The sequence below is a fragment of the Streptomyces xantholiticus genome (assembly GCF_014651015.1).
Classification (GTDB): domain Bacteria; phylum Actinomycetota; class Actinomycetes; order Streptomycetales; family Streptomycetaceae; genus Streptomyces; species Streptomyces xantholiticus.
Map to the genome: position 1 here is coordinate 62,011 of NZ_BMWB01000008.1, position 17,179 is coordinate 79,189.

At 71.9% G+C, this 17,179-nt stretch carries 18 protein-coding genes, 1 pseudogene and 1 riboswitch; of the genes and pseudogenes, 10 read left to right on the forward strand and 9 right to left on the reverse strand.

Translation table 11 applies throughout. The features are described from left to right. The first annotated feature begins 9 nt into the window (after positions 1 to 9). A complete protein-coding gene (locus tag IE198_RS14895; RefSeq protein WP_189886649.1) occupies positions 10 to 558 on the forward strand; it encodes a hypothetical protein in 549 nt (182 codons plus the stop codon). 21 nt (positions 559 to 579) lie between these two features. On the opposite strand, the gene IE198_RS14900 is transcribed toward IE198_RS14895, so the two are convergent. Together IE198_RS14900 and IE198_RS14905 are read right to left on the reverse strand one after the other, a co-directional pair. After that, the gene (locus IE198_RS14900; protein WP_189886651.1) at positions 580 to 1,317 is read right to left on the reverse strand and encodes a hypothetical protein; all 738 of its coding nucleotides are present in this window, start codon (positions 1,315 to 1,317) and stop codon (positions 580 to 582) included. Between the two features lie 443 nt (positions 1,318 to 1,760). Then, positions 1,761 to 2,576 carry an alpha/beta fold hydrolase gene (locus tag IE198_RS14905; RefSeq protein ID WP_189886653.1) on the reverse strand — a complete coding sequence of 272 codons (816 nt, stop codon included), beginning with the start codon at positions 2,574 to 2,576 and terminating at the stop codon, positions 1,761 to 1,763. A 144-nt stretch (positions 2,577 to 2,720) separates the two neighbouring features. Here IE198_RS14905 and IE198_RS14910 point away from each other — a divergent pair, with 144 nt between their 5' ends. From IE198_RS14910 to IE198_RS14920, 3 genes are read left to right on the forward strand one after another with little or no spacing between them, the layout of a single operon-like run. Beyond that, complete coding sequence (locus IE198_RS14910) at positions 2,721 to 3,164, forward strand: hypothetical protein (protein WP_189886655.1); 444 nt, start codon at positions 2,721 to 2,723, stop codon at positions 3,162 to 3,164. Positions 3,165 to 3,169: 5 nt separating this feature from the next. Next, positions 3,170 to 3,622, forward strand: coding sequence for a thiol-disulfide oxidoreductase DCC family protein (locus tag IE198_RS14915; RefSeq protein WP_189886657.1), 453 nt, complete (start codon positions 3,170 to 3,172; stop codon positions 3,620 to 3,622). Positions 3,623 to 3,633: 11 nt separating this feature from the next. Further along, complete coding sequence (locus IE198_RS14920) at positions 3,634 to 4,356, forward strand: TetR/AcrR family transcriptional regulator (RefSeq protein ID WP_100108702.1); 723 nt, start codon at positions 3,634 to 3,636, stop codon at positions 4,354 to 4,356. Between the two features lie 33 nt (positions 4,357 to 4,389). Here the strand turns inward: IE198_RS14920 and IE198_RS14925 are convergent, their stop codons facing one another. Both IE198_RS14925 and IE198_RS14930 read right to left on the reverse strand, forming a co-directional pair. Then, a complete protein-coding gene (locus tag IE198_RS14925; protein WP_373299873.1) occupies positions 4,390 to 5,877 on the reverse strand; it encodes a metallophosphoesterase in 1,488 nt (495 codons plus the stop codon). A gap of 14 nt (positions 5,878 to 5,891) precedes the next feature. Beyond that, a complete protein-coding gene (locus tag IE198_RS14930; protein WP_189886659.1) occupies positions 5,892 to 6,155 on the reverse strand; it encodes an SCO4848 family membrane protein in 264 nt (87 codons plus the stop codon). A 190-nt stretch (positions 6,156 to 6,345) separates the two neighbouring features. On the opposite strand from IE198_RS14930, the gene IE198_RS14935 reads away from it, so the two are divergent. Then, entirely contained in the window at positions 6,346 to 7,533 is a 1,188-nt protein-coding gene (locus IE198_RS14935) for a D-alanyl-D-alanine carboxypeptidase family protein (RefSeq protein ID WP_373299874.1), read from the forward strand. On the opposite strand, the gene IE198_RS14940 is transcribed toward IE198_RS14935, so the two are convergent. The 3 genes from IE198_RS14940 to trpS all read right to left on the reverse strand — a co-directional run bounded on the left by IE198_RS14940 (position 7,481) and on the right by trpS (position 10,244). After that, the gene (locus IE198_RS14940) at positions 7,481 to 8,428 is read right to left on the reverse strand and encodes a YihY/virulence factor BrkB family protein (RefSeq protein ID WP_189886663.1); all 948 of its coding nucleotides are present in this window, start codon (positions 8,426 to 8,428) and stop codon (positions 7,481 to 7,483) included. The genes IE198_RS14935 and IE198_RS14940 overlap by 53 nt on opposite strands. Positions 8,429 to 8,519: 91 nt before the next feature. Next, entirely contained in the window at positions 8,520 to 9,101 is a 582-nt protein-coding gene (locus tag IE198_RS14945) for a 2'-5' RNA ligase family protein (protein WP_189886665.1), read from the reverse strand. Between the two features lie 129 nt (positions 9,102 to 9,230). Continuing rightward, positions 9,231 to 10,244, reverse strand: coding sequence for a tryptophan--tRNA ligase (gene trpS, locus IE198_RS14950; protein ID WP_189886667.1), 1,014 nt, complete (start codon positions 10,242 to 10,244; stop codon positions 9,231 to 9,233). Between trpS and IE198_RS14955 the strand changes: the two are divergent. Then, positions 10,243 to 10,581 (forward strand): annotated as a pseudogene (locus IE198_RS14955) (RNA polymerase sigma factor); the annotation flags it as partial. The gene trpS and the pseudogene IE198_RS14955 overlap by 2 nt on opposite strands. 378 nt (positions 10,582 to 10,959) lie before the next feature. Here IE198_RS14955 and glyA read toward each other — a convergent pair. Further along, on the reverse strand, positions 10,960 to 12,228 hold the full coding sequence (glyA, locus tag IE198_RS14960) for a serine hydroxymethyltransferase (RefSeq protein WP_189886669.1): 1,269 nt from the start codon (positions 12,226 to 12,228) through the stop codon (positions 10,960 to 10,962). Between the two features lie 43 nt (positions 12,229 to 12,271). Then, positions 12,272 to 12,362: riboswitch (ZMP/ZTP riboswitch) on the reverse strand. Positions 12,363 to 12,507: 145 nt separating this feature from the next. On the opposite strand from glyA, the gene rocD reads away from it, so the two are divergent. Next, positions 12,508 to 13,713 carry an ornithine--oxo-acid transaminase gene (gene rocD, locus IE198_RS14965; protein ID WP_189886672.1) on the forward strand — a complete coding sequence of 402 codons (1,206 nt, stop codon included), beginning with the start codon at positions 12,508 to 12,510 and terminating at the stop codon, positions 13,711 to 13,713. A gap of 158 nt (positions 13,714 to 13,871) precedes the next feature. Here rocD and pdxR read toward each other — a convergent pair whose 3' ends face one another. Continuing rightward, positions 13,872 to 15,350, reverse strand: coding sequence for a MocR-like pyridoxine biosynthesis transcription factor PdxR (pdxR, locus tag IE198_RS14970; protein WP_373299866.1), 1,479 nt, complete (start codon positions 15,348 to 15,350; stop codon positions 13,872 to 13,874). Positions 15,351 to 15,397: 47 nt separating this feature from the next. Here pdxR and IE198_RS14975 point away from each other — a divergent pair, with 47 nt between their 5' ends. From IE198_RS14975 to IE198_RS14985, 3 genes are read left to right on the forward strand one after another with little or no spacing between them, the layout of a single operon-like run. After that, entirely contained in the window at positions 15,398 to 15,895 is a 498-nt protein-coding gene (locus tag IE198_RS14975; protein WP_189886674.1) for a carboxymuconolactone decarboxylase family protein, read from the forward strand. 11 nt (positions 15,896 to 15,906) lie between these two features. Continuing rightward, complete coding sequence (locus tag IE198_RS14980; protein ID WP_189886676.1) at positions 15,907 to 16,665, forward strand: isocitrate lyase/PEP mutase family protein; 759 nt, start codon at positions 15,907 to 15,909, stop codon at positions 16,663 to 16,665. A 50-nt stretch (positions 16,666 to 16,715) separates the two neighbouring features. Further along, on the forward strand, positions 16,716 to 17,057 hold the full coding sequence (locus IE198_RS14985) for a hypothetical protein (protein WP_189886677.1): 342 nt from the start codon (positions 16,716 to 16,718) through the stop codon (positions 17,055 to 17,057). Positions 17,058 to 17,179 lie beyond the last annotated feature (122 nt).

Below are 17,179 nucleotides of genomic sequence, written 5' to 3' on the forward strand. Positions count from 1 at the left end.
GACGAGAACATGACGACGCCCAATCCGTACAAGGACGGGGAGCCCGAGTACCAGTGGGGCCCGACCCAGCCGCCGGGCAGCACGCCTGCCTACGGCTACCCCAACCCCGCGCCGGGCTACGGCTACCCCCAGGATCAGACCCCGGCCTACGCCCAGACCCAGCCCGCGGGGGTCCCGGTGCCGTACACCGGTCCTCCCGCCGCCATGGGCGGAGCGCCGCTGGTGTCGATCGGCGACATCACGGTGATGGGTGACTCCATCGTCACCCCGGCCGGCACCATGCCGCTGAAGGGCGCCGTGTGGAACGCGACGGACATGTCGCGCACCGAGGAGAAGATCCCGACGCACGCCATCGTGCTCGCGATCGTCTTCTTCATCTTCTGCCTGCTGGGCCTGCTGTTCCTGCTGATGAAGGAGAAGACGACCACGGGCTTCATCCAGGTCACCGTGACCAGCGGTGGCAAGCACCACTCGACGATGATCCCGGCGCAGGGTCCTCAGACGTTCCAGATGGTGATGGGGCAGATCAACTACGCGCGTTCGCTGAGCAGCATGTGACCCCGGGCGTGTGAGCGCCCCTCATGGCGCGAGGGCACGCCGAATCCTTCTCAGCGTCACCGTGTGGGAGACATGGTCGGCGAGCCGGGACAGTTCCGCATGCCCGGCGCCGCCCTCCATACGGGCCAGTGCCCGGACCGCGGCACCGGCGACGACGGCCTTGACGGGCGGCCGTTCGACGAGGGCGCCGAGGGTGCGGACGGACTCGGGGTGCGGCGGCAGCAGGGACAGCAGCCAGGCGAGACCTCGGACCGCGGTCACGTCACAGGGATCGTAGCCACCGCCCTCCGCCCGGCCGCCTTCGGCTGCCAGGGCCGCCCACGCAGTGACGGTCCGCCGGACGGTCTGGGCGTCGATGCCGTCGAGAAGACCTCTCGCCGCCTTGTCCCAGCGCCCGGTGGGGGCGGCGGGCGCCGCGTGCAGATGGGCGACCAGAGCGGGCCAGGGGTCGCCCAGGACGGGCAGGTCGGCGCGGATACGGTCGGCCCACGGCTCTCCCGGGTTGAGCAGCGGAAGAGGCACCCGCTCGAGCAGCAGGGCCGCCCAGTCGTGTCCTTCGAGCGCCGATCTGCGCAGCATCCCGACCACCGCGTCGGAGAGCGGGAGCCCCGCGTCCAGCAGCGCCTCGGCCACCGGAGGCGGTCCGTCGTCGGTGCCCATGGTGTACCAGTGCGCGGCCCAGTGCTCCAGCAGTGCGGTCCACTCGTCGCACCAGGAGGCGCGCACGAAGCCGCGCGAGATTGTGGCGAGCAGCACCATGCCCTGCTCCCGCAGGACCCGGGGCAGCCGGGGACGCTCACGGCCTCGAGGAGGGCGCCGGCGAAGGCCCTGCGCCGCGCCTCGGGCATGGCACGCAGCCGGGAGACCGCGCCGTGGCCCTCGCAGCCGTTGGCGTACAGCAGGTGGGCCACCAGCGCGCCGGGGTCTCCTTCTGCGGCGAGACGCCCCACGTAGTCGATCCGGTCCTGGCTCTCCCACGGCGACGGCCGGTACGCCACAGCCCCGTGTCCTGGGGCCCGGCCGCCCGCCCCTGACGCCGTCCCGCCGGCGAAGGTCACCGTTGCCATGCCCGAACTCTAGGTCCTGCCACCGACATTCGGGCCGGGACCGGCCTCCACGGTGGTGCGCCGGACGACACGCCGTTCGCGGAGCTTCCGCACCCCTTCACGGATCACGCGCGCCCTCCCGACCGGCAGGGTCCGTCAGGCGGCGCTCGCGCCCGCCGGGCGTCCCGCTCCCGCCAGGAAGCCGGTCAGCAGGGCGCTGATCTCGGCAGGCCGCTCCATGCCCGGAAGATGGCCGGCCCAGGGCAGTTCGAGATGGCGGGCGTTCGGCAGCAGCCCCGCGACACGTGCCGCCGCCCGGCGGAAGTCCGGCAGGTCGTGGGCGCCGGACACGGCGAGGCAGCGTGACTCGATCGCCGAGAAGTCGGGCAGTTCGGTGACTCCTTCACCGGACAGGACATGGGGCGCGCCCTCGGCCGACACGGCCTTCTCCGCCGCTGCCTGCATCTCAAAGGCGTGGAGCTGCATCCCGTACACGGCGTCCCCGGCCGCCTCGTCGGCGTCCGGACCGAGCCAGGTGGCCACGTTCAACGCGGCAGCGGCAGCCAGGTCGCCCGTTTCGAGGAGCGCGTCCTCCCGGGTGCCGAAGGCGGCCAGTTCGGCGCTCGCCTCCTGATCCGGCAGCGGGGCTGCGCACAGCAGCGCCAGCGAGGTCACCCGCCGGGGGCTGTCGGCGGCCGCCAGCAGGGCGACCCGGCCTCCGAACGAGGAACCGACCAGGGCTGCTTGTTCGATGCCGAGGGCGTCCATGAGCCCCAGGACGTCGCCGGCGTCCGTGTACGGGCGGTCGGCCACCGGTGTGGCGCCGTGGCCCCGGAGGTCGCAGCGCACCACGCGGTGCCCGGCGTCCGCGAGCGCCTGGAACTGGGCGTCCCACATCCGCCGGTCGCACACGGATGAATGGAGCAGGAGGACCGGGGCGCCTTCACCGGCCTCGTCGTAGGAGAGCGTCATCCGGGCGAGGTTAGGGCCCGGCGCGCACGGCACGCTCACCTTTTCCGCCCGCCCGCGCCGGGGACGACCATGACTTGAACATGTTCAACGGCAGGTCTACAGTCATGACCGCCAGCTTTTGAACATGTTCAAGGAGGGTGGGGCATGGACCTCACTGTTGTCGCGTACGTCGTCTACCTGCTGATCAGCGTCGGGCTCACCGCCTGGGTCGCACGCACACTCAGCAAGAACGGCCGGATCTTCCTCGCCGACGTGCTCAAGGGGGACGAGAAGCTCGCGGATGCCGTGAACCACCTTCTGGTGGTCGGCTTCTACCTCGTGAATTTCGGCTTCATCGCGCTCTACCTCCGGTCCGCCGACGAGATCACCGAGACCCGCGGTCTCTTCGAGGCCCTGTCGGTCAAGATCGGAGTCGTCCTGCTCGTCCTCGGCATCATGCACCTCGGCAACGTCTACGTGCTCAACAAGATCCGCCGCCGTCGGGTGATGGAGCGCGAGCAGACCCCGCCGGTCGGACCCCAGGGCTGGACGCCGCAGACCCCCGCGGGCCCGTGGGCCGCGCCCGCCACCCGCCCCACCGGAGCGTGACCCCGATGCGCCCCGCCGTCCGGGCTCTGACGGTCCTCTACGACGCCGACTGCTCCCTGTGCGTGCACCTGCGGAGCTGGCTGCTGCGCCAGCCGCAGCTCGTGCCGCTGCGCCTGGTGCCCGCGGGTTCGGCCGAGGCACGGCACAGGTACCCGCAGCTCGATCACGCGCGGACCAAACGCGAGATCACCGTCATCGGCGACCGTGGCCAGATCTACTCGGGCCAGGCCGCCTGGATCGTCTGCCTCTGGGCACTGGCCGAGCACCGGCCGAAGGCCCACTGGCTCGCCACTCCGGCCGGCGCCCCGTTCGTGCGGGTCACGATGCTCGCCGCGGCCAAGTACCGCGAGGCGACCGGGGCGGGGGCGACGGGAGCCCCCGTGGTCGCGGGGGCGGAGGAGGTCGCGGGGGCGGAGGGTGTCGCTCCCTGCGACGACCGGTGCTCGGTACCCGACTAGGCTCGGGCACCGTGACTGAAGCGAACTCCCCTACCGAAGCGAAGGCCCCCAAGAGCGAGCAGACCCGCACGCTCATCCTCGAAACCGCGCTCCGGCTCTTCCAGGAGCGCGGTTACGACAAGACGACGATGCGGGCCATCGCCAAGGAGGCCGGTGTCTCGGTAGGGAACGCGTACTACTACTTCGGCTCCAAGGAGCACCTCGTCCAGGGCTTCTACGACCGGATCGCCGCCGAGCACCAGGCCGCGGTCCGGCCCGTGCTGGACAAGGAGACCGACCTCGAGTCCCGGATGGCCGGCGTGCTCACCGCCTGGCTGGACATCGCCGCGCCGTACCACGAGTTCGCGGCCCAGTTCTTCAAGAACGCGGCCGACCCGGAGAGCCCGCTCAGCCCCTTCTCCCCCGAGTCGGAACACGCCCGCGAGGCCGCCATCGACGTCCACCGGGAGGTGCTGGCCGGGTCGAAGTCGAAGGTGGCCGAGGAACTGCGGGAGATCCTCCCGGAGTTGATGTGGCTCTCCCAGATGGGCCTGGTCCTGTACTGGGTCTTCGACCGCTCGGAGAACAGCGAACGCAGCAGGCGCCTCGCCGAACGCGGCGCCCGGCTGACCGCCCGGGGCGTGGCGCTCGCCCGCTTCCGGGTGCTGCGCCCGCTCGTTCGCGAGGTGCACGAGCTGTTCACCGACTTCCTGCCCGGCATGGCGCAGACGGTGGCCGCCCGCAAGAAGGCCTGACGCCTCGCCTCACGCCCGGCCTGAGCGCGGCGCCTACGCCTGGCGCGACGCGAGCTGTACGACGGTGATGTCGGACGGCGCCCCCACCCGCACCGGCGGCCCCCAGGCGCCCGCGCCACGGCTCACGTACAGCTGCGTGTCGCCGTACCGTTCCAGGCCCGCCACGGTGGGGTTGGCCAGCTCGGCCAGAAAGTTGCCGGGCCAGAGCTGGCCGCCGTGGGTGTGACCGGACAGCTGGAGGTCCACACCGTGTTCGACGGCGTCGTGGATGACGACGGGCTGGTGCGCGAGGAGCACGGCGGCGCGGGAACGGTCACGGTCGCCGAGAGCCCGTACGAAGTCCGGGCCCTGACCCTCGTCCTCACCGGCCACGTCGTCGACGCCTGCGAGGTCGAAGCCGCCGGCGATCTCGACGCGCTCGTTGCGCAGCGGCCGCAGGCCGAGCTCACGGACGTGGTCGACCCACTCGTCGGCACCGGAGAAGTACTCGTGGTTGCCTGTCACGAAGAACGAGCCGTGGCGGGCGCGGAGCTGCGCGAGCGGTTCTGCAGCGGACCCCAGGTCGGCGACCGAGCCGTCGACGAGGTCGCCGACGACGGCGACAAGGTCGGGCTGGGTGGCGTTGATCGAGTCGACGATGCGCTGCGTGTGGGCGCGGCCGAGGATCGGCCCGAGGTGAATGTCGCTGACGACGGCGACACGGAAACCGTGGGCGGCGCGCGGCAGCTTCGCGAGCGGCACCGTGACGCGCTTGACGCGGGGGCCGCGGAGCACGCCGTACGTCCCGTACCCGACGGTCCCCAGCGCAGCGGCGGCGGCCGCGCCCCCGACGATCCGGGAGACGAACACCCGCCGCGACACGGCGCCGGGGGCCGGTAGCGCGTCTCCCGCCGGGCGGGGCTCCTCCCCACGGGGACCGGCAGCGCCCGGCTCGTCGGCGCCGCGGTTCGCGACCCCGGCGACGACCGGGCTGTCGCTCGCAGCCGCGCCCGGCACGTCGCCCGCGGCACTTTGCGGTCCCTCAGGGCCGGCCGACCGCCCGGCAGCCGGTGGGCTGTCGACGGCGACCGCCGCAGCGGCGCCCGCCGGACGGGGCCCCTGCCCGGCGGCACCGGCCCGCGGTGGGACGGCGACCCCGGCCGGGACGGACGTGGCCCCGGCCGCGGCGGTCTCGTTCGGGTGATCCGCAGGCGCGGCACGGCGGTCGAGGGCCCTGCGGAGGAGGGGGCGGGCCACCTCGCCCACGAGCAGTGCCAGGACCAGGTAGAGCAGTACCGCGAGCCAGAGGTACCCCGGCCACGCCAGGATCCGCTCCAGCCAGAACGGCGCCCCCGCCCGGCCCGACACGAGGGCGGCGAAGGACAGCAGGGGCAACACCCAGGCCGCCGCGGTACCGAGCCTGCGCGCACTGCCGCCCCGCGCGGTCGTGTCACGGACGAGGCGCCGCCACACGTACCAGTGCGCCCCGGCGAGCAGGGCGACAACCAGAATGATCACGAACACGACGACTGCCGCCACGATCGGCTCCCTGTCCCCTAGCCGTTTTCCGTGTCCTGGCCGCGCTCGCCGCCGAGCGCGCGCACGCCGCGCAACCCGATGACCCCGATGACCGTCCCCAGAACAAAGGACGTGACGGCGAGCAGCAGATGGACCCAGAAGTAACCGGTGGGGTCGCCCGCGTCGTCGAAGGCGAGCCCGCTGGCGTCACTCCACAGGTTCTTGACGAAAGTGATCCAGATGAACCAGCTCCACACCCCGAATGCGAGCAGGAACCAGGAGACGGACCGGCTGAGCTTCATGAAGCAAGTATCGCGGCCGTCGTCCGACCGGGTTCTCCGGGGTGAACTGTCCCGAGGCCGGTGTAGGCCGAATGGCGGTCCGATCTCCATATTTTCAACGCGGCCCTGTACGTTCTCGTCCGTGTCTGCACTGAAAACCACCGCGCGACGAACCGCGTTGACGGTCATCGCCGCCGCGTTGCTGCCCGCGATGACCGCTGCTCCCTCGTTCGCGGCCACGCACGACAACAACCCGGACCGCAAGAAGCCGAAGCCTCCGGCGATGATGTCCTCGGTCGGCGGCGCGCAGCTCGCCAAGCCGGGCACGCAGGTCCGGCTCGGCCCGGGTGCGCCGGTCCTGCCCAAGGAGGTCAGCGGCCGGTCCTGGATCGTCGCGGACGCCGAGAGCGGAGACGTGCTGGCCGCCCACAACGCACACTGGCGGCTGCCCCCGGCGTCGACGCTGAAGATGCTCTTCGCGGACACACTGCTGCCGAAGCTGCCGAAGACCACCGTGCACAAGGTCGCCCCCGCGGACCTCTCGGACCTCGGTGAGGGCAGCAGTCTGGTCGGGATCAAGGAGAACCAGAGCTATACGGTGCACGACCTGTGGCTCGGGGTCTTCCTGCGCTCCGGGAACGACGCCGTCCACGTCCTGTCGTCGATGAACGACGGCATCGACAAGACCGTCGTGGACATGCAGAAGCACGCGGAGGAACTGCAGGCGCTCGACACCAAGGTCGTCTCCCCCGACGGGTACGACGCCCCCGGCCAGGTCTCGTCCGCGTACGACCTCACTCTGATCGCCCGCAGCGGCATGCAGAAGAAGGACTTCCGCGAGTACTGCTCGACGGTGAGCGCCGACTTCCCGGGTGAGGCGAAGAAGGGCAAGAAGCGCGAGACCTTCAAGATCCAGAACACCAACCGGCTGCTCACCGGCTCGAACGGCATCGCCCCGTACAAGGGCATCGCCGGGGTCAAGAACGGCAGCACCACCCAGGCCGGATCGACGTTCACCGGTGTCGCCGAGCGCAACGGCAGGGTGCTGCTGGTCACCGTCATGCACCCGGACTCGGACGAGAGCATGGCCGTCTACAAGGAGGCAGGCAGGCTGCTCGACTGGGGCTTCGCGGCGTCCGGCAAGGTGACGCCGATCGGTGAGCTGGTCCCGCCGACGTCGGCGCAACCGGCGTCCCCGGACCCGGAACCCGTCAAGAACGGCGACGCGGACAAGGACGACGCGGCGGACCCGGTCGCCGCCTCGCAGGCCGGCTCGAGCGGAATCGGCGTCGCACTGAGCGTCGCGGGCGCCGTGCTGGCAGGTCTCGGCACCGCGATGTTCCTGATCAGGCGCCGGTGGCCGCTGCCGAACCGGGCGCGTCGCGACCCGCGTCCGTAGCGGGCTTCACGTCATGGGCGGCCTGCTCTTCGGCGGGCTGCTCGTCGCTGCTCCGCGTCGCCGTCCACGCGGCGCAGAACAGCAGCAGCTTCGCCGTGAAGTTGATCCACAGCAGCAGCGCGATCGGGACGCCGAAGGCGCCGTACATGCTCCGTGACGCGACACCGCTGATATAACCGCCGAGCAGCAGCTTGAGCAGCTCGAAACCGGCCGCGCCGATCAGCGCGGCCACCACCAGCCGGCGGCGCGGCGGCTGGACTCCCGGCAGCAGGGTCAGCACGTAGAGCAGGATCAGGAAGTTCGCCACCACACCGACGGCGACGGCGGCGATCTGCAGCAGCACCCCACCGATCCCGCCGTCCTCAAGGCCCAGCCTGTCGGCGGTCCAGCCGACCGTCGTGGAGCCGAGCGCCGAGGCCGCGAACGAGGCCAGGCCGATGCCGCCGAGACCGGCCAGCACCCCCACGTCCTTGATCTTGCGGACCACCGGGTTGCCCTCGTCCACGTCGTCCAGTCCCCACACGGCCCGCAGGCACTCCCGCATGGAGCCGACCCAGCCGACGCCCGTCAGGAGCAGCAGCGCGCCGGCGACGACGCCGACCGTGCCCGCGTTGGCGACCAGGCCGTCGATGTCGAGCTGCTCGGAGATACCCGGCACCTGGTCGGACAGCTGGTCGTCGAGCTTGTCCAGCGCCTGCTGGTCGAGGGTCGCGGCGACGATCGCCGCCGCGACGGTGATCAGCGGGAAGAGCGCCAGGAAACTGAGGAACGTGACCGCGGCCGCAAGACGCGTCCAGTGGACCCGGTCGAGCGTCTCGTACGACCGCCAGGCATGGGTGCGCATCAGCCGCTGCGCGAGCGGGCCGACGACGGGAAGCTTGATCAGCCAGTCCATGCGGTACGCCTACCCGCCGTCACCCGCCGCAGGCCCGCGGCACGCCGGGCCGCTGTGGACCGCCACCGACGGTGACCGTTGCCGGCGCGGGTCAGAGACTGGTGGCGTGCTCGTCGACCGGTGCGCCCTGGGTGGGCACACCGGAGATGCCGCCCCCGAAGCTGAACGTGCTGAGCTTGCGCCACACGGCGTCCGCTCCCTGCTCGTAGAGGGCGAGGGACGCGCAGGTCCACCCCGCGCGGTACTCGGACAGCTCCTCGTAGGCCCGGTCCATGGCCTCCTCGGAGATGCCGTGGGCCACGGTCACATGCGGGTGGTACGGGAACTGCAGCTCGCGCACCAACGGACCGGAGGCGTCCCGCACCCGCTTCTGCAGCCAGGTGCAGGCCGCGCCGCCCTCGACGACCTGGACGAAGACGACGGGCGACAGCGGGCGGAAGGTACCGGTGCCGGAGAGCCGCATGGGGAACGGCCGGCCGGCCGCCGCGACAGCCGCGAGGTGCGCCTCCACGGCCGGCAGCATCGAGGAATCGACCTCGGTCGGCGGCAGCAGGGTGACGTGCGTCGGAATGCCGTGCGCGGCGGGATCCCCGAAGCCCGCGCGCCGCTCCTGGAGCAGGCTGCCGTAGGGCTCCGGGACCGCGATCGAAACGCCGAGCGTTACGGTCCCCACGTCGTTCTCCTCAGTTGTCGGTGCGGAAGCTGTCGGTACGGATCGGTGAGCGGGTCAGCCGCCAGTGTGGCGGCTGCACCCTCGGTAAGGCCAGAGTCCCTGGACACACGTCCTTCGACTCTTTCCGGCTCAGTGCTTCGCGGGGACGAATCCCAACTTGTCGTACGCGTCCGCCAGCGTCTCCGCCGCGACCGCACGGGCCTTCTCCGCCCCCTTGGCCAGGATCGAGTCCAGCGTCTCGGTGTCGTCCAGGTACTCCTGCGTACGGGCCCTGAAGGGTGTGACGAAGTCGACCATCACCTCGGCCAGGTCGGTCTTGAGCGCACCGTAGCCCTTGCCCTCGTACTTCTGCTCCAGATCGGCGATCGTCGCACCCGTGAGGGTGGAGTAGATGGTGAGCAGGTTGCTCACGCCCGGCTTCTCCTCCGCGTCGAAGCGGATCACGGTGTCGGTGTCGGTGACCGCGCTCTTGACCTTCTTCGCGGTCGTCTTCGGCTCGTCGAGCAGGTTGACCAGGCCCTTGGGCGTGGAGGCCGACTTGCTCATCTTGATCGACGGGTCCTGGAGGTCGTAGATCTTGGCGACCTCCTTGACGATGTACGGCGCAGGGACCGTGAACGTCTCGCCGAAGCGGCCGTTGAAACGCTCCGCGAGGTCACGCGTCAGCTCGACGTGCTGGCGCTGGTCCTCGCCGACCGGCACGGCGTCGGCCTGGTACAGCAGGATGTCCGCGACCTGCAGGATCGGATACGTGAAGAGACCGACGGTGGCCCGGTCCGTGCCGTGCCTGGCGGACTTGTCCTTGAACTGGGTCATACGGGAGGCCTCGCCGAAGCCCGTGAGGCAGTTCATGACCCAGCCGAGCTGGGCGTGCTCCGGGACGTGGCTCTGGACGAAGAGCGTGCAGCGCTCGGGGTCGAGGCCGGCCGCGAGCAGCTGGGCCGCGGCGAGTCGGGTGTTCGCACGCAGCTCGGCCGGGTCCTGCGGCACGGTGATCGCATGCAGGTCCACGACCATGTAGAACGCGTCGTGGGTCTCTTGCAGCGCAACGTACTGCCGGATGGCACCGAGGTAGTTCCCGAGGTGGAACGAACCGGCGGTGGGCTGGATACCGGAGAGCGCGCGGGGTCGGGATGAGGCCATGCACACCATTCTCTCAGGTGTGGAACCGATCTCCGGCCGCCGGTGCATCAAAGGTGTGAGGACGCGGGAGGGGACCCTCGAGCGGGGTCCGGAGGGGGCCGCATCGTCGACGCCGAGGGCGCGGTGATCGCTCGTGTGCGCGCCGGAGAGCCGGAGGCGTACGCGGAGCTGGTCCGCGCCCACACGGCGGTCGCGCTGCGCGCCGCGGTGGCCTTCGGAGCGCGCGCGGACGCGGAGGACGTGGTGCACAGCGCGTTCCTCAAGGCGTATCAGGCGCCGGGGCGCTTCCGGGACGGGGCGGCGTTCAGGCCGTGGCTGCTCCGGATCGTGGCCGGCGCGAAGTCACCGTCCGGCGGCGTGGCGGGCGCGAAGTCACTGTCCAGCGGCGTGGCGGGCCGTCCGTCCGCCTGGGAGCAGGACCGGGGCGCCGCCGCGCCGGCGCCGCAAGCGCCGGAGGCAGCCGGGGCGGACCCGGCGACCACCACCGGCTGGTGGTGGTCACTCCCAGGCGTGGCAGCCGGCGCGGCCGTGGCCCTCTGCCGCCGCCCGCCGGCCGCCCGTCTCCCGCGCCCACCGTTCGGCGGCAGTGCACGCCACTCGAACCGGGCCCACGCGGGCAACTCCTGGACAACTGGCGGTGTCCGCCGCAGGTGGGGCGTGCGGGACGGCGGCACGGCCCGGAGCGACGGACGCCGGGCCGGGCGGGCTCAGGCCCTCAGGTCGTCAGGCCCGGCGCGGGGTAGGCGGTCATCAGGTCCGCCACCTCCGCGCGGATTGCGGTGAGCTCGTCCTCGTCGCCCTTTCCGGCGGCCGTGACGCCCCGCTCGATCCACGCGGCGACAGCGGCCATGTGCTCCACGCCGAGACCACGGGAGGTCAGGGACGGCGTACCGATGCGGATGCCGGATGGGTCGAAGGGCTTCCTCGTGTCGTAGGGCACGGTGTTGTAGTTGACGACGATCCCGGCACGGTCGAGCGCCTTGGCCGCGACCTTGCCGGGGACGTCCCGGGAGGTGAGGTCCATCAGGATCAGATGGTTGTCGGTGCCGCCGGAGACCAGGTCGAAGCCACGGGCGAGCAGTTCGCCGGCGAGCGCCTTGGCGTTGGCGACGACCTGCGCGGCGTAGTCGCGGAAGGAGGGCTGGGAGGCCTCGTGGAGGGCGACGGCGATGCCCGCCGTGGTCTGGTTGTGCGGCCCGCCCTGCAGGCCGGGGAAGACAGCCTTGTCGATGGCCTTGGCGTGCTCCTCGCGAGACATGAGCATCGCACCGCGCGGCCCTCGGAGGGTCTTGTGGGTGGTGGTGGAGACGACGTCGACGTGCGGCACGGGCGAGGGGTGGGCACCGCCCGCGATCAGGCCGGCGATGTGCGCGACATCGGCGACCAGCACGGCCCCGGCCTCGCGGGCGATCTCCGCGAAGGCGGCGAAGTCGATGGTGCGGGGCAGGGCGGTGCCGCCGCAGAAGATGACCTTGGGCCGTTCTTTCAGGGCGAGTTCGCGCACCTCGTCGAAGTCGACGAGACCGGTGTCGTGGCGTACGCCGTACTGCACACCGCGGAACCACTTGCCGGTGGCGGAGACGCCCCAGCCGTGTGTGAGGTGGCCGCCCATCGGCAGGGCCATGCCCATCACGGTGTCGCCGGGCTCGGCGAAGGCGAGATAGACGGCGAGGTTGGCCGGGGAGCCGGAGTACGGCTGGACATTGGCGTGGTCGACGCCGAAGAGCGACTTGGCGCGGGCGACGGCGAGCAGCTCGATCTGGTCGATGTTCTGCTGACCCTCGTAGTACCGGCGGCCGGCGTAGCCCTCGCTGTACTTGTTCTGCAGGACCGTGCCGGAAGCCTCCAGCACGGCCTGGGAAACGTAGTTCTCGCTGGGGATGAGCCGCAGAGTGTCGGCCTGAAGCTGCTCCTCCGCGCCGACGAGCGCCGCGAGCTCGGGGTCGGTCGCGGACAGAGCGGGATGGGAGAGGGGAAGGGTCATGTCAGTGGTCCTCCGGGGCGATCCGTGGTCGTCGGTCGTGGTCCCGGGGTGCCCAGGCGGGCGGCACCTCGCGCGAATACCCGCGCACGGCTTCCTCGGGGTCGCTTCCCCGTACGCCAGTCGCCGCGCGTGCCGACCACACTAGCGGCCGGACCGGCCGCCACGCCGTCCCGTCCACACTGCGAGCCGCGGGCGGAGCGCGACGATGGAGTGGAAGGGCGGACGGGGCTCCGGCTCCGTCCGCGCCGCCGGAGGGCGGCCCCGACGATCGGAGGACCCGTGCCGAGAACGACAGCCGCCTTCGCCTCTGCCGAGGCGCACAGCGCGCACAACTACCACCCGTTGCCGGTCGTCGTCGCCACGGCGGAGGGCGCCTGGATGACGGATGTCGAGGGCCGCCGCTTCCTCGACCTGCTCGCCGGGTACTCGGCACTCAACTTCGGCCACGGCAACCGCCGGCTGATCGAGGCCGCCAAGGCGCAGCTGGAACGGGTCACTCTGACCTCCCGTGCCTTCCACCACGACCGGTTCGGTGACTTCTGCGCACAGCTCGCCGAGCTCTGCGGCATGGAGATGGTCCTGCCGATGAACACGGGCGCCGAGGCGGTGGAGACAGCCGTGAAGACCGCCCGCAAGTGGGGTTACCGGGTCAAGCGGGTGCCGGACAACATGGCCAAGATCGTGGTGGCGGCCAACAACTTCCATGGGCGGACGACCACGCTGATCAGTTTCTCCACCGACCCCGAGGCAAGGGCCGACCACGGTCCCTACACCCCGGGTTTCGAGATCGTCCCCTACGGCGATCTGACCGCGCTGGAGTCGGCGGTCACGGAGAACACGGTGGCCGTACTGCTGGAGCCCATCCAGGGCGAGGCGGGGGTGCTGGTCCCGCCCGCCGGCTATCTCACCGGCGTCCGCCGGATCACCCGCGAACGGAACGTGCTGTTCGTCGCGGACGAGATCCAGTCCGGGCTGGGCCGCACGGGCAGGACGTTCGCCTGCGAGCACGAGGGCGTGGTGCCGGACATGTATGTGCTCGGCAAGGCGCTGGGCGGCGGTGTGGTGCCGGTGTCGGCCGTGGTGTCCTCGGCGGACGTGCTGGGCGTCCACCGGCCGGGTGAGCACGGCTCGACGTTCGGCGGGAATCCGCTGGCCTGTGCCGTCGCCCTGGAGGTGGTGGCGATGCTGCGCACCGGCGAGTTCCAGCGGCGCGCCGCCGATCTCGGTGAGCACCTCCTCCGCGAACTGCGCCTGCTGATGGGCAGCGGCGCGGTGACGGCCGTGCGCGGGCGCGGCCTGTGGGCGGGTGTGGACATCGCGCCGGACCGCGGCACCGGGCGGGAGGTCTCGGAGAAGCTGATGGACCGCGGGGTGCTGGTGAAGGACACCCGTGGACCGACGATCCGGATCGCCCCGCCGCTGGTGATCAGCGAGGAGGACCTGGACTGGGGCCTTGCCCAGCTCCGGGCGGTGCTGACCGGCTGACGGCGACCCGCTGACTGCCACCCGCTGACGAGACCGGACGGCGGGCGCGACCGCGAGCCCCCGGCCACCGGACCGCCCCGCGCTCGCCCCTGTCGCCCGGCAAGCGCCCCCGCCGCCGGGCAACGGGGCCACGACCTGAACCTACGCCAGAACCCCGCCTACGCCAGCGCCCGGCACAGCGCGTCCAGCGCGCCCGCCCAGGCGCTGTCCGGCGGGGTGGCGTAGCCGACGACGAGCGCGTCCCTGCCGGGCGCGGCGTCCGGGTGCCGGAAGCGCCCGAGCGGCTCCACGACCAGGCCTTGCCACGCCGCCGCCCGGACGGCCGACTGCTCGGTCCCCGGCGGCAGTTCGAGGACCGCGTGCAGCCCGGCGGCGATACCGCTCACCCGGATGCCGGGGTCGTGCACGGCCAGCTGCCGCACCAGTTCGTCGCGGCGGCGCCGGTAGCGCATCCGCATGCCCCGTACATGCCGGTCGTACGCACCGGAGGTGATGAACTCCGCGAGCGTGAGTTGGTCCGGCGTGCCCGACATCCATTCGGTGCCGCCCTTCGCCTCCAGCACCTCGCCGACCAGGTCCTGTGGCAGCACCATCCAGGCCAGGCGCAGCCCGGGGGCCAGCGACTTGCTCGCCGTGCCCATATAGACGACGTGCTCCGGGTCGAGGCCCTGGAGCGCGCCGACGGGCTGGCGGTCGTAGCGGAACTCTCCGTCGTAGTCGTCCTCGAGGATCAGACCGCCCACCGTGCGTGCCCAGTCGACTGCCGCGGCCCGCCGGTCGGCGTGCAGCGGCAGTCCGACGGGGAACTGGTGGGCCGGCGTCATCAGCGCCGCGCCCACCCCCCGCAGCCCGCCCTCACCCAACCCGGTGGTGTCGGTGCCCAGTTCGTCGAGGGGCAGCGCCGGGGTGCGCAGCCCGGCGTCGGCCAGCAGGTCGCGGTGCACGTCGAGGCCGTAGGACTCGACGGCCACGTCCTTGACCCGTCGCCGCCGCAGCACCTTGCCCATCAGCATGAGGCCGTGCACGAAACCCGAGCAGATGACGATGCGTTCCGGGTCGGCGTACACACCGCGTGCCCGCGCCAGGTAGTCGGCGAGCACGCTCCGCAGCTCGACGCGGCCGCGCGGGTCCCCGTAGCCGAAGGCCTCGTGGGGTGCGGCGCTGATCGCCCTGCGGGCGGCCTTGAGCCACTCCGCTCGTGGGAAGGAGGCCAGGTCGGGGCTGCCCGGCAGCAGGCTGTAGGCGGGCCCGCCGCGCGCCGGGTGCACCCTGACCGGGCCGGAGGCGGCCTTGCGCGGCGCGGACCGGCGGGCCACCCGGGTACCGGATCCCTGCCGCGCGGTGAGCCAGCCCTCCGCCACCAGCTCCGCGTACGCGTCGGCGACGGTGTTGCGGGCGATGCCGAGGTCGGCGGAGAGCGAACGGGACGACGGAAGCCGGACGTCCGGCGCGAGTCTGCCGCTGCGTACCGCCTCGCGCAGCGCGTCCATCAGTCCCTGCCGCAGCCCCGGTCCGCGAAGCTCGAGGTGGAGATCCGCCCCCACGGCTCCGAACGCGCCGGACACGGCGTCGTCACGGGGCGCGGCGGCGTCGCCGGAAGCCGCGGCGGGGGCGGGATTGGCCCGCGAATCCGTCATGAAAGTGGACCATACCCCTGCGCCACTGCGCCTCTACGGTCGTACTCATGACAACCACGAACGCAGCCAACGCCCCGGAGCACACCCCCCGCATCCGCTGGACCGAGCACGCACCCGACGTCTACAAGGCCATGGTCCGGCTGGACCAGGCGTCCCGTAAGCATCTTGACCCGGCGCTGCTGGAGCTGGTGAAGATCCGCGCCTCGCAGATCAACCACTGTGCCTTCTGCCTCGACATGCACAGCAAGGACGCACTGGCGGCCGGCGAGTCGGTGGAGCGGATCGTGCAGCTCAGCGCCTGGGAGGAGTCGCAGCACTTCTACACGGAGAAGGAGATCGCCGCGATCGAGCTGACCGAGGCGATGACGGTGCTCACCGACGGCTTCGTTGCCGACGAGGTCTTCGAGAAGGCAGCCAAGCACTTCGACGAGATCGAACTGTCCCACCTCATCTCGGCGATCACGGTCATCAACGCCTGGAACCGCTTCGGCGTGACGGCCCGTCTGGTCCCCGGCCACTACACACCCGGCTCGCTGAAGCACTGAGGGGGAACGAGATGACCACGAAGGCGCAGGCGTTCCGCGCGCTGCACCGAGGCCGCGAGGCCGGCGATCCGCTCGTGCTGCCGGGGCCGTGGGACGCGATGAGCGCCCGCGCCTTCGCCGACGCGGGCTTCCCTGCCCTGGCGACGCCGAGCGCGGGGGTCGCGGCGTCGCTCGGTCACGAGGACGGCGCGACACCGGCCGAGGAGATGTTCGCCGCCGTCGCCCGTGTGGCACGGGCCGTCGACGTCCCCGTGAGCGCCGACATCGAGGACGGCTACGGCTTGCCGCCGAAGGAACTGGTGGCACGCATCCTGGAGACCGGTGCCGTCGGCTGCAACCTCGAGGACACCGACGGCGCGACGAAGGTGCTCAAGGACCCGCGCCGGCACGCCGACTGGCTGGCGGACGTCTGCGCGGAGGCGGGCGAGGAACTGTTCGTGAACGCCCGCGTCGACACGTTCCTGCGCGGGGTGAACGACCCGGCCGAGGCCGCCCGGCGGATCCGGCTGTATGTCGAGGCGGGCGCGGACTGTGTGTACCCGATCAGTGTGCCGTCCGCGCAGCTGCCACTGCTGCGGGCGGCGACGGACTCGCCGATCAACGTGTTCGCGTCCGTCGCGTCCGCGTCCGACCCGTCGATCGCAGAGCTGGGGCGGCTGGGCGCGACCCGCATCACCTTCGGCCCGGGTCTGCAGCGCCGGGCGCAGGCCGCGGTGGCGGACATCGCCCGCGAGCTGTACGAGAAGGGGCCCGGGCGGGCAAAGCTCTGAAGAGGCTCAACTGCGTTGAACAGCAAGCTGTCACGGGACACGATCACCGTATGCTCGGACTCAGCAAGCAGGAGCAGTCAGTGATCGTGCTGCGCGACGCGGACGGCATCGTCGACGCCGTCCGCGCCGCGCTGGACCGGGCCGCCCCGGAGGAGCGTCCCGGACTCGAGCGGGCCCTGGAGATCGTCGAGGACGCCTCGGCCACGACGTACGAGGACCTGCAGGCCCGATGGGTGCGCCAGCGTCTCGACGCGGCGGGCGTGACGGGCCCCGCCGACTCGATCCCGGCGATCAAGGCCCTGCGGGAAGCGGCCCCGGGCCTGAGCCTCAAGTCGGCGGTGGACCTGGCGAAGACCACGCGGTCGGCCGAGTCGCTACGCCGCGGCGCCTAGCGGAACCCGCTCGCCTACCGAGCCACGGTCCCGCTCGCCTACCGAGCCACGGTCCCGCTCGCCTCCCGAGTGCCGCAGGCGGCGCGCGGCGAGCGGGCCGGTGCCGGCCGGCACCGCCTGCG